11 protein-coding genes are annotated in these 11,344 nt (G+C 60.7%); 2 read left to right on the forward strand and 9 right to left on the reverse strand.

The annotated features are described in order from the left end of the window. Positions 1-67: 67 nt before the first annotated feature. The 6 genes from acpP to ACUXVH_RS20320 all read right to left on the reverse strand — a co-directional run bounded on the left by acpP (position 68) and on the right by ACUXVH_RS20320 (position 4,060). Positions 68-304, reverse strand: coding sequence for an acyl carrier protein (gene acpP, locus ACUXVH_RS20295; protein ID WP_003175607.1), 237 nt, complete (start codon positions 302-304; stop codon positions 68-70). 196 nt (positions 305-500) lie between these two features. Beyond that, positions 501-1,241: a 3-oxoacyl-ACP reductase FabG gene (fabG, locus tag ACUXVH_RS20300; protein ID WP_011060118.1), complete on the reverse strand. Its 741-nt coding sequence runs from the start codon at positions 1,239-1,241 to the stop codon at positions 501-503. 16 nt (positions 1,242-1,257) lie between these two features. Continuing rightward, the gene (gene fabD / locus ACUXVH_RS20305; RefSeq protein WP_011060117.1) at positions 1,258-2,196 is read right to left on the reverse strand and encodes an ACP S-malonyltransferase; all 939 of its coding nucleotides are present in this window, start codon (positions 2,194-2,196) and stop codon (positions 1,258-1,260) included. A 126-nt stretch (positions 2,197-2,322) separates the two neighbouring features. Next, positions 2,323-3,333 carry a phosphate acyltransferase PlsX gene (gene plsX / locus ACUXVH_RS20310; protein WP_072451636.1) on the reverse strand — a complete coding sequence of 337 codons (1,011 nt, stop codon included), beginning with the start codon at positions 3,331-3,333 and terminating at the stop codon, positions 2,323-2,325. A gap of 3 nt (positions 3,334-3,336) precedes the next feature. Further along, positions 3,337-3,519: a 50S ribosomal protein L32 gene (rpmF, locus tag ACUXVH_RS20315; RefSeq protein ID WP_003179396.1), complete on the reverse strand. Its 183-nt coding sequence runs from the start codon at positions 3,517-3,519 to the stop codon at positions 3,337-3,339. Between the two features lie 13 nt (positions 3,520-3,532). Then, complete coding sequence (locus tag ACUXVH_RS20320) at positions 3,533-4,060, reverse strand: YceD family protein (protein ID WP_011060115.1); 528 nt, start codon at positions 4,058-4,060, stop codon at positions 3,533-3,535. 105 nt (positions 4,061-4,165) lie between these two features. On the opposite strand from ACUXVH_RS20320, the gene ACUXVH_RS20325 reads away from it, so the two are divergent. Then, complete coding sequence (locus tag ACUXVH_RS20325; protein ID WP_041116791.1) at positions 4,166-4,744, forward strand: Maf family protein; 579 nt, start codon at positions 4,166-4,168, stop codon at positions 4,742-4,744. 53 nt (positions 4,745-4,797) lie between these two features. On the opposite strand, the gene sppA is transcribed toward ACUXVH_RS20325, so the two are convergent. The 3 genes from sppA to rluC are packed head-to-tail and all read right to left on the reverse strand — an operon-like array spanning position 4,798 to position 7,417. Beyond that, the gene (gene sppA, locus ACUXVH_RS20330; RefSeq protein ID WP_011060113.1) at positions 4,798-5,787 is read right to left on the reverse strand and encodes a signal peptide peptidase SppA; all 990 of its coding nucleotides are present in this window, start codon (positions 5,785-5,787) and stop codon (positions 4,798-4,800) included. A gap of 21 nt (positions 5,788-5,808) precedes the next feature. After that, a complete protein-coding gene (locus ACUXVH_RS20335) occupies positions 5,809-6,471 on the reverse strand; it encodes an HAD-IA family hydrolase (protein ID WP_047284721.1) in 663 nt (220 codons plus the stop codon). Continuing rightward, the gene (rluC, locus tag ACUXVH_RS20340) at positions 6,461-7,417 is read right to left on the reverse strand and encodes a 23S rRNA pseudouridine(955/2504/2580) synthase RluC (RefSeq protein ID WP_011060111.1); all 957 of its coding nucleotides are present in this window, start codon (positions 7,415-7,417) and stop codon (positions 6,461-6,463) included. The genes ACUXVH_RS20335 and rluC overlap by 11 nt, the downstream gene beginning before the upstream one ends. A 714-nt stretch (positions 7,418-8,131) precedes the next feature. Here rluC and rne point away from each other — a divergent pair. Continuing rightward, the gene (rne, locus tag ACUXVH_RS20345) at positions 8,132-11,332 is read left to right on the forward strand and encodes a ribonuclease E (RefSeq protein WP_445495735.1); all 3,201 of its coding nucleotides are present in this window, start codon (positions 8,132-8,134) and stop codon (positions 11,330-11,332) included. Positions 11,333-11,344: the final 12 nt, after the last annotated feature.

Raw genomic sequence — 11,344 nt, forward strand, 5'->3', positions numbered from 1 at the left:
AAGAAAAAACCGCACGCCGTAACGGCAGTGCGGTTTTTCCATGACAGCAAAAGACGACTACAAACGATTAAGCCTGGTGGCTGGTAACGTAGTCGATAGCTGCTTGAACGGTAGTGATCTTTTCAGCTTCTTCGTCAGGGATTTCGGTCTCGAATTCCTCTTCCAGAGCCATCACCAGCTCAACGGTGTCAAGGGAGTCGGCACCCAGGTCTTCAACGAAGGAAGCGGTGTTAACAACTTCTTCTTCTTTAACGCCCAGTTGCTCAGCAACGATTTTCTTGACGCGCTCTTCGATGGTGCTCATACCTTGTTTTCACTCCTAATGGACAAATTCAGGCAGCTGGCCAGTGGGTAAGTGTATAGAAAGGCTTTTCAGCTTTTCAACTGAAAGCTTTGTCCCTCAAACCCTTTGGCCATCTGCCTATAAATTGATTGCAGCTTTATAACGGATTTTAGACAGCTCGTATGACATTTTTTTGAAGCAATCCGTCACATTTGACTCACATATACATCCCGCCGTTGACCGGGATTGTAGCCCCAGTAACGTATGCCGCACCGTCGGATGCCAGAAAAGCGACCACTTGCGCGATCTCTTGAGCCTGGCCCAGACGACCCAGCGGAATTTGCGTCAGCAGCGCTTCACGCTGCGCTTCCGGCAGTTCGCGGGTCATATCGGTGTCGATAAAACCTGGAGCAACCGAGTTCACCGTGATAGACCGCGAACCCACTTCACGGGCCAGGGCACGGCTGAAACCTTCGAGACCGGCCTTGGCGGCCGCGTAGTTTACTTGGCCTGCGTTGCCCATGGCACCCACAACCGAGCCAATACTGATAATTCGACCCCAACGAGCCTTGGTCATGCCACGCAGAACGCCCTTGGACAGGCGATACAGGCTGTTCAGGTTGGTATCGACCACGTCGTACCATTCGTCATCTTTCATGCGCATCATCAGGTTGTCGCGAGTGATCCCGGCGTTGTTCACCAGGATCGCCGGCGCACCGAACTGCTCGGTGATGCTGGCCAGGACTGCAGCCACGGACTCGTCACTGGTAACGTTCAGCTCAAGGCCGGTGCCCTGGATGCCATTTTCCTTGAGAGTGGCAGCAATGCGCTCGGCACCCGAAGCGGACGTGGCGGTACCCACCACGGTGGCGCCCATACGCCCCAGCTCAAGCGCGATGGCCTGGCCGATACCACGGCTGGCGCCGGTCACCAGTGCAACTTTACCTTGCAGACTCATGCAAGCTTCTCCTAGTTCAGGCCAACGCTGCACGGGCGGCAGCGAAAGCATCTGGGGTGTTCAGGTTAGAGGTCGACACGCCTTCGGCGCAGCGCTTGTTGAGGCCGGCCAGGACCTTGCCCGGGCCGCACTCGACCAGCTCGGTGGCGCCATTGGCTGCCAGAGTCTGGACCGACTCGACCCAACGCACCGGCTTGTACAACTGCTCCAGCAGGTCGCGCTTGAGGGTGTCCAGGTCGGCGGCCACAGCGGCACTGACGTTCTGTACCAATGGAATCTGCGGTGCCTGCCAGTTGATCGCAGCGATCGACTCGGCAAAACGCTCGGCGGCCGGGCGCATCAGCTCACAGTGGGAAGGCACGCTGACCGGCAGCGGCATGGCGCGCTTGGCGCCCCGCGCCTTGCAGCCCTCGATGGCGCGATCCACAGCCGCCTTGGCCCCGGCGATCACCACCTGGCCAGGGGAGTTGTAGTTCACGGCGCTGACCACCTCGCCCTGCGCGGCTTCAGCACAGGCGGCGACCACATCGGCATCTTCCAGGCCGAGAATTGCAGCCATGCCGCCCTGCCCTGCCGGCACGGCTTCCTGCATCAACTGGCCACGACGCTCGACCAGCTTGGCCGCTTCACCCAGGGTCAGGCTGCCAGCGGCGACCAGGGCACTGTATTCACCCAGGCTGTGACCGGCGACGAAAGCCGGGCGCGCGCCACCTTCGGCCAGCCATACACGCCACAGGGCGATGGACGCGGTGAGGATGGCCGGCTGGGTCTTGTCGGTTTGATTGAGCAGCTCTGCAGGACCTTCCTGGGTCAGAGCCCAGAGGTCGTAGCCCAGAGCATCGGAGGCTTCTTTGAACGTATCGAGGATCAGTGGGTACTGCGCGCCCAGCTCGGCCAACATGCCGAGGGACTGCGAGCCCTGTCCTGGAAAGACGAATGCGAGGGATGCAGACATGTAACAAGCCCCTAATGATCTTGTCGTCGGAGAATTGACGTCACACCGTGGTGGACGCAAGAAACTGACAGTTGGATGGCCAATTGAACTGAGCGGTCACATTTAAGCACTCCACAGGGAAAACGCCTAAAGCAACAAGTCTTCAAGACGCCCATGCAAGCGGCGCGGCAGGTCTTCCTGGATCTCGATCAACGCCCGCTGAATGGCACTCTGGAAACCTTGAACGCCTGCAGAACCATGGCTTTTCACCACGATCCCCTGCAAGCCGAGGAAACTCGCACCGTTGTGCCGCGCCGGCGCCAGATCCGCCTGCAGCCTGCGCATCAGCGGCAAGGCCAGCGCCCCAACAGCCCGGGACAGCAGATTCTGCCTGAACAAGGCTTCTATACGAGCGGCGATCATGGTCGCCAGCCCCTCGCTGGACTTGAGCAGGATGTTGCCGACAAAACCGTCGCATACCACCACGTCCGCCTCGCCCCGATACAACCCATCGCCCTCGACGAAACCGATGTAGTTGAGGCCGCGGGCCTGCTGCAGCAAGCTCGCCGCCAGCTTGACCTGCTGGTTGCCCTTGATGTCCTCGGTGCCGATATTCAGCAAGGCCACCCGCGGCCGCACGATGCCCAGGGTTTCCGCCGCAACCGAGCCCATGATGGCGAACTGCAACAGGTGCTCGGCACTGCAATCGACGTTGGCTCCCAGATCCAGCAATTGGCAATAGCCACGCTGAGTAGGGATGGCAGCCACCATCGCCGGCCGATCGATTCCGGGCAGGGTTTTCAGCACATAACGCGACAGCGCCATCAGCGCACCGGTATTACCGGCACTGACGCAGGCCTGGACCTTCTCATCGCGCAACAGCTCAAGGGCCACCCGCATCGAAGAGTCCGGCTTGCCCCGCAGGGCCTGGGAAGGCTTTTCGTCCATGGTGATCACCTCGCTTGCCGGGGTAATCGTCAGGCGCGCGCGATCCACAGCCGTTTGACCGGAAATCAGTTCTTCAAGAAGGGAGGGTTGACCAACCAGGGTCAGGTGCAGCGAGGGGGTAGCAGACAGACAAGCAATACTCGCCTGAACAATGCTGCGGGGACCGAAGTCCCCGCCCATTGCGTCAATCGCGATGACTTGAGCGGACAAGGATTACTCGTCAGCGCCCTTGTCGATCACTTTACGACCACGGTATACGCCTTCTGGCGATACGTGGTGACGCAGGTGAACTTCACCGGTGGTCTTTTCTACGGACAGGGTGCTAGCCTCGAGAGCATCGTGGGAACGACGCATGTCACGGGCAGAGCGGGATTTTTTGTTCTGCTGAACAGCCATAATTGATTAACTCCTAAACGTTTGGGTCACGCTTTAACTGCGCCAATACACTGAACGGGTTGGACCGCGTTACCTCGTCCTCGCTCGGTTCGGGCTCATCGAGCCCCGCCGGCTGCTGGCATTCTTCCGGATGATGAGCAGGCACGATTGGCAAGGCAAGCAAAAGCTCTTCCTCGACCAACGCCTGCAGATCCAAAGGATCTTCGCCCAGTTCCAGCACGTCATAACCTTTCGGCAACGACTGGGTATTCGCACCCTCCTTCACCACAGCGTAACTGCACTCACTGTGGATCGGCAGGGTGACCAGCTCAAGACAACGCTGGCAAACCATTTTGACTTCGACGTCGATGGAGCTGTGGATAACTACAGCTTTACGCTCGTCACGCTCGAAAACGAATTTAGCCTGCACCGTACCGACATTGTCGGAAAGCGGGTCGCAGAGTCTCTCCAAATCGGCCAGCAGCAGCTCACCTTGAAGGGTGGTGCCACGGTCAGCCAATTTGCGCGGGTCAACGTGAGGTGGAATCGGGTCATTCAACATAGGCGCAGCATTATAGGGATGCCCCAGGCCATGTCAAAGGAAATTCAGCCCTGTCCGTCACTTGCAAGCCTCGCTAGAATTCCCGGCCTGCCTCAGGAGACGCACATGCTGCCTTTATTACTCGCCTCAAGCTCGGCCTACCGCCGGGAATTGCTGTCCCGCCTGCGCCTGCCCTTCACCTGCAGCTCTCCTGACATCGACGAAAGCCATCGTCCCGGAGAGTCTGCCACGGCCCTGGTGAAACGCCTGGCCGAGGAAAAGGCCCGCGCCCTGGCAAGCAGCCATCCAGCCCACCTGATCATCGGTTCCGACCAGGTCGCGGTGCTCGGCGAGCGCATCATCGGCAAACCCCATACCTTCGAAAAAGCCCGCCAGCAACTGCTGGACGCCAGCGGCGCCAGTGTGACCTTCCTCACCGGCCTGGCCCTGCTCAACAGCCAGACCGGCCACTGCCAGGTCGACTGCGTCCCGTTCACGGTCAACATGCGCACCCTGGACAGCACCCGCATCGAACGCTACCTGCACGCCGAACAGCCCTATGATTGCGCCGGCAGCTTCAAGGCCGAAGGCCTGGGGGTCAGCCTGTTCCAGAGCACCGCCGGCAGCGACGCCACCAGCCTTATAGGCCTGCCACTGATCCGCCTCGTGGACATGCTGCTGGCCGAGGGCGTAGAGACACCCTGAGCCGCCATAAAAAAGCCGGCACTCAAGCCGGCTTTTTATTGAGCAACACCCGATCAGCGCAAGGTTGGGCCCTGAAAGCCCATCCACATGGCGATCTGCTCTGCCACGCTGGCACCGAGCTTCTTCGAGAAGCGATCAAATGGCGATTCCTGGACGGTAAAGTCCACCACCTCTTTCTCGCCAATCACATCCCGCGCCACCGAACTGGTATTGCCCAGGCCATCGATCAACCCCAATTGCAGCGCCTGCTCGCCCGACCACACCAGGCCGGAGAACAGCTCCGGATGCTCCTTGTCCTTCAGGCGATCGCCACGGCCCTGCTTGACGCTGGCAATGAACTGGCGATGAGTGGTGTCCAGCACGCCCTGCCAGAACTGGGTCTCTTCAGGCTTTTGCGGCTGGAACGGATCCAGGAACGACTTGTGCTCGCCCGAGGTATAGGTGCGACGCTCAACCCCCAGCTTCTCCATGGTGCCGACAAAGCCGTAGCCGGCCGCCGTCACACCAATGGAACCCACCAGGCTCGCCTTGTCCGCATAGATCTCGTCAGCAGCGCTGGCGATGTAGTAAGCACCCGACGCCCCGAGATCCGAGATCACCGCGTAGACCTTGGTGTCCTTGTGCAAAGCCCGCAGACGACGGATCTCGTCATAGACGTAGCCGGACTGCACCGGGCTGCCGCCAGGGCTGTTGATACGCAGCACAATACCCTTGACCTTGGGATCATCGAACGCAGTACGCAGGCTGCCGACAATATTGTCAGCACTGGCCGATTCCTTGTCGGCAATCACCCCCGTGACATCGATCACCGCGGTGTAGCTACCGCCACGAGTGGCATTCTTTTCCATGGTCATCAGCGGCGTGAACAACGCCAGCGCCGCGAACAGATAAACAAAGGTCAACAGCTTGAAGAAAATGCCCCAGCGCCGCGAGCGACGCTGTTCCTGGACACTGGCCAACAGCGTCTTCTCCAGCAGTTTCCAGCTTTTATCATCACCACCTTCAGCGCCCGCCTTGCTCGGCGCCTTCCATTCGTCGGTCATGCCTGCTACCCCAGCAAAAACTTAATCGGCACCCTGGCTCAGCCAGGCGTGCAATTGAGGAAAACGGTCGATGGACAAGCGCGGCTCGAATGCCTGCAAGGCCTCGATGGACTGAGCACCGTAGCTCACGGCCACCGAATCCATTCCGGCATTGCGCGCCATCAACAGATCAAAGGACGAATCGCCAACCATCAAAGCCTGCCGCGGCCCAACCCCGCAATGAGCAAGGATTTCCTCCAGCATCAACGGATGAGGCTTGCTGGCGGTTTCGTCGGCCGCCCGGGTGATATCGAAATACCCTTCCCAACCATGGGCCTTCAACACTCGATCCAGCCCTCGCCGGGCCTTGCCGGTGGCGACAGCCAGCTGATATCCCTCATCCCGAAAGGCGTCGAGAGACTGCACCACACCAGCAAACAGAGGCGAAGGCTCGGCCTCGAGGGCAATGTAGTGATCCGCATAATGCTGACGAAAGGCTACCAACTGCCCATCATCTATTTCCGGATACAGTGTGCGAATCGCCTCTGGCAATCCCAGACCGATAATGCCCTTGACGGCGTAGTCATCGCGGCGAGGAAAGCCGGAACGATCAGCAGATGCGTGCATCGACTCGACAATCCGACCAATGGAATCGGCCAGAGTGCCGTCCCAGTCGAAGATCAGCAGTTTGTAATCAGGGTGCACTCAGGCGCTCCACGGTCTTGGCCCACATCTCATCCACCGGGGCCTGCAATTTCAGCTCGCCGCCATCGGGCAGCGGCACCGTCAACATATAGGCATGGAGAAACAGGCGCTTGCCGCCCAGCTCACGGATCTCGCGAGTGAAATCGTCATCGCCGTACTTGCTGTCACCGGCAATGCAGTGCCCGGCATGCAGGGTGTGCACACGAATCTGGTGAGTACGCCCGGTCACCGGCTTGGCCTCGACCATGGTGGCGAAATCACCGAAGCGGCGCAGCACCTTGAACACGGTCAAGGCCTCCTTGCCCTCTTCGTTGACCTCCACCATGCGCTCGCCGGAGCGCAGGTTGCTCTTGAGCAGCGGCGCACGCACCTGCTTCACCGCCGTGGCCCAATGGCCACGGACCAGCGCCATGTAGCGCTTGTCCACGCCATCGCCCCGCAGCGCGGCATGCAGATGACGCAGCATGCTGCGTTTTTTCGCGATCATCAGCAGGCCGGAGGTGTCCCGATCGAGGCGATGCACCAGCTCCAGCTCCTTGGCGTCCGGGCGCAACTGACGAAAGGCTTCGATCACCCCGAAATTCAAGCCGCTGCCGCCATGCACGGCAATCCCGGCAGGCTTGTTGATCACAATCAGGGCCTTGTCTTCGAAGACGATCGAGGCTTCCAGGCGCTGCAGCAGCCCTTGAGCCAACGGCACCGGCTCATCGCGCTCGGGCACCCGCACGGGAGGCACGCGCACCACATCACCCGCTTGCAGCTTGTACTCGGGCTTGATCCGCCCCTTGTTCACTCGCACTTCGCCTTTACGCAAAATGCGGTAAATCAAGGTCTTGGGCACGCCTTTGAGCCGGGCGAGAAGGAAGTTATCAATACGTTGGCCGGCATATTCCGGCGAGACCTCAAGCAATTGAACGCCTGGAGTCGAGGGGGCAGTAGTCGTCATGGCGCGAATGATAACAATTTTTTATGGATTTGAAGCACTTAATGATTGCTGCTATAGTCGCGAACGCCGCCAAAAGCGGCTGGGCAGAGGAACAGCGGCAAACAGCCGGCCCTGACCAACGCAATTCATAAGGACGCAAGGCCGTCCTACGCAGTTTTCACTATCTAACGGAAGAGTTCGGCGTTGTAACAAGCGCAGGTGACATGAGGCCTGAAACCCGTAGAAAGCAGAGTGACTACTCGCCTTTTACGCAGCGATTAACGGCCAGTTCACAAAGTGCAGTCAGCGACAAACGATCCCGAGCGAAAGTTGCGGAAACAACGCCTTTAGCCATGATGCGTGACCTCCCCTTTCGGAGTTCACGGTAAATGCCAACCCGCTGCGGATTCTGCGCGCGGCAGCACCCGAATTATCAGGGATACGTGTAGGGTGGAGATGCACAACCGTCGGACTGTGTAGCATTAGGCTTTATCAAGACGCTTCATCTCGTCCACAGTCGCCGGTTGATTCCTCCTCCTGACAGACTTTTGCTTAAGCGGTGCCTTAGTCACCACAGCAAGCAGGACGCGTAAGTCGCGACTTCGTTCTTAGTTACCCGGACGAACCTCGCTAGACACTCGAGTGGTCAACCACTCCTGACGCACCTGACACCGACCGTGAGAAGTCGTGTGTGCCGAACGCCGTTTCCGGCAGCCCGGAAACCGACGGTACTACATGAAAAGAATGCTGATTAACGCAACTCAACCCGAAGAGTTGCGTGTTGCTCTGGTAGACGGCCAGCGCCTCTACGACCTGGACATCGAGTCCGGAGCCCGCGAGCAGAAAAAGGCCAACATCTATAAAGGCCGCATCACTCGCATCGAACCAAGCCTCGAGGCTGCCTTTGTCGATTTCGGCTCTGAGCGCCACGGCTTCCTGCCCCTCAAAGAAATCTCCCGCGAATACTTCAAGAAAGCCCCCGAAGGCCGCGTCAACATCAAGGACGTCCTGAGCGAAGGCCAGGAAGTCATCGTCCAGGTCGAGAAAGAAGAGCGTGGCAACAAGGGCGCCGCCCTGACCACCTTCATCAGCCTCGCCGGCCGTTACCTGGTACTGATGCCGAACAACCCGCGTGCCGGCGGTATCTCCCGCCGCATCGAAGGCGAAGAGCGCAACGAACTGCGTGAAGCGCTGAACGGCCTGGTGGCACCCGCCGACATGGGCCTGATCGTGCGCACTGCCGGCCTGGGCCGCAGCAGCGAAGAGATGCAGTGGGACCTCGACTACCTGCTGCAACTCTGGACCGCCATCAAGGAAGCGTCCCTGGATCGTTCCGCGCCATTCCTGATCTACCAGGAAAGCAACGTGATCATCCGCGCGATCCGCGACTACCTGCGCCAGGACATCGGCGAAGTGCTGATCGACAGTGTTGAAGCCCAGGACGAAGCCCTGACCTTCATTCGCCAGGTGATGCCGCAGTACGCCAGCAAGATCAAGCTGTACGAAGACAGCGTGCCGCTGTTCAACCGTTTCCAGATCGAAAGCCAGATCGAGACCGCTTTCCAGCGCGTGGTCGAACTGCCTTCCGGCGGCTCCATCGTCATCGATCCGACCGAAGCCCTGGTGTCCATCGACATCAACTCGGCCCGCGCTACCAAAGGCAGCGACATCGAAGAAACCGCCCTGCAGACCAACCTGGAAGCAGCGGAAGAAATCGCTCGCCAACTGCGCCTGCGTGACATCGGCGGCCTGATCGTCATCGACTTCATCGACATGACCCCGGCCAAGAACCAGCGTGCCGTGGAAGAAAAAGTCCGCGAATGCCTGGAAGCCGACCGCGCCCGCGTGCAGATCGGCCGCATCTCGCGCTTCGGCCTGCTGGAAATGTCCCGTCAGCGCCTGCGTCCATCCCTGGGCGAAAGCAGCGGCATCGTCTGCCCGCGCTGCAACGGCACCGGCATCATCCGTGACGTCGAGTCGCTGTCCCTGGCGATCCTGCGCCTGATCGAAGAAGAAGCCCTGAAAGACCGCACCGCCGAAGTGCGCGCCCAAGTGCCGATTCCGGTCGCCGCTTTCCTGCTCAACGAAAAACGCAACTCGATCACCAAGATCGAACTGCGCACCCGTGCCCGCATCGTCATCCTGCCGAACGATCACCTCGAAACGCCACACTTCGAAGTTCAGCGCCTGCGTGATGACAGCCCGGAAGCCAACACCAACCAGTCCAGCTACGAAATCGCAGCGGCCGCCGCCGAAGCCGAAGAAGTCCAGCCAACCGCCGCCACCCGCACCCTGGTTCGCCAGGAAGCGGCAGTGAAGACTGCCCCGGCCCGCGCCAACGCTCCGGTTCCGACCGAAGTCGTCGCTGCCCCTGTAGCTGCACCGGCTCCAGTGGCCGAACCAAGCCTGTTCAAAGGCCTGGTGAAGTCCCTGGTCAGCCTGTTCGCTACCAAGGAAGAGCCAGCCGCACCGGTCGTGGTCGAGAAGCCAGTGACCGAGCGCCCTGCTCGCAGCAACGAAGAACAGCGTCGCAATGGCCGCCAGCAGAGCCGCAACCGTAACGGTCGCCGCGATGAAGAGCGCAAGCCGCGCGAAGAACGTGCTCCGCGAGAAGAACGCGCACCACGGGAAGAGCGTCAGCCACGCGAAGTTCGCGAAGCCCGTGAAGAAGTTCAAGCGGTAGCCCGCGAAGAACGCGCACCCCGTGCACCGCGCGAAGAACGCCAGCCACGCGCCCCGCGTGAAGAGCGCAAGCCACGTGGCGAGCGTGAAGAACGCGTGCGTGAACTGCGCGAGCCTCTGGACGCCGCTCCAGCTGCAGCCGCTGCTACCGCCGCCGTTGTTGCCGAAGAACGTCCGGCGCGCCAGCCTCGCGAAGAGCGCCAGCCACGTGCGCCACGTGAAGAGCGCCAACCACGTGCCGAACAGGCTCAAGCCGCTGCCGCCAGCGAAGAAGAAGCGCTGCCGAACGAAGAGCAACTGCAGGAAGACGGCCAGGACAACGCCGAAGGCGAACGCCCACGTCGTCGCTCCCGCGGCCAGCGTCGTCGCAGCAACCGTCGCGAGCGTCAACGTGATGCCAACGGCAATGTGATCGAAGGCTCGGAAGAAAACGCCGAAGAGCCAAGCAGCGCCGATCTGGCTGCCGGCCTTGCGGTAACTGCCGCGGTTGCCAGCACCGCCATCAGCGCCAACGCTGAAGCCGAAGCTCACCAGCAAGCCGAACGTGCGACTGCCGCTGTAGAAGACAAGGCTCCGGAAGCCCCAGTGGTTGAAGCCACCACGCCGGTAGAAGCCCCAGTGGTTCCTGCAGTGGAAGTGGCTCCAGTGGCTGAAGAGCAGGCTCAGGTTGAAGTGGCTGCCGAAGCCCAGCCTGTGGTTGCCGAACAACCGGCAGCAGAACCTGTAGCCCAGGCGCCAGTGGCTGAAGAAAAGGCCATCGAGCCGGTTCAGGAAGCCCCTGCGCCAGCCCCGGTTGCCGAGCCAGCAGTGGTGGTTGAAGAGCCTGTAGCGGCCCAGCATCCTGCCCAGGTTGAAGAGCCGGCTCCGGTTGCAGCACCGGTGGTGGCCGAAGAGCCTGCACCCGCTGTCGAAGCTGAAGCCGCGCCGGTCAGCACCCTGACCAGCAATGGCCGTGCACCGAACGACCCACGCGAAGTGCGTCGCCGCAAGCGTGAAGCCGAGCGCCTGCAGAAGGAAGCCGAGCTGGCTGCCGCTGCTGCTCCGGCTGAAGCCGTGGTGACCGCCGAGCCGGCTCCGGTAGAAGCGCCGGAGGTGGTCGAGGCCGCCCCTGCGCCAGCCAAAGAGACTGCACCGGCGCCAGTGGCCGAACCTGCAGTGGAAGAATCGGCCCCTGTGGCTGAGCAAGCACCGCGCGCTGTCGAGCACGCTGTGCATGCCGAGGAAGAACAGCACGAGCCTAAACCTCTCGTCTGATTCCAGCAGCCC

The organism is Pseudomonas sp. 8(2025), from assembly GCF_052665325.1.